Origin of the sequence: Streptococcus penaeicida, from assembly GCF_002887775.1 — a bacterium.
GTDB classification, from domain to species: domain Bacteria; phylum Bacillota; class Bacilli; order Lactobacillales; family Streptococcaceae; genus Streptococcus; species Streptococcus penaeicida.
Genome location: NZ_LOCM01000074.1, coordinates 1 through 257, shown reverse-complemented (window position 1 = coordinate 257; position 257 = coordinate 1). Strand labels below are relative to the sequence as shown.

1 tRNA gene and 1 rRNA gene are annotated in these 257 nt (G+C 48.2%); both read left to right on the top strand.

Annotated features, from left to right (window positions below):
• Positions 1-76: ribosomal RNA gene (locus AT575_RS10330) — 16S ribosomal RNA — on the top strand; the annotation flags it as partial.
• Between the two features lie 53 nt (positions 77-129).
• Positions 130-202, top strand: a tRNA-Ala gene (locus tag AT575_RS10325).
• Positions 203-257: the final 55 nt, after the last annotated feature.

Sequence of the window (257 nt, the reverse complement as noted above, 5' to 3'; positions counted from 1 at the left end):
TAAGGTGGGATAGATGATTGGGGTGAAGTCGTAACAAGGTAGCCGTATCGGAAGGTGCGGCTGGATCACCTCCTTTCTAAGGAAATGGAAACATTTGGAATTGTCTTATTTAGTTTTGAGAGGTCTTGTGGGGCCTTAGCTCAGCTGGGAGAGCGCCTGCTTTGCACGCAGGAGGTCAGCGGTTCGATCCCGCTAGGCTCCATTATCTAGGATACAAAGAGATGTTCGGCTAGCCGAAATTTCTGTAGAAAATTAGG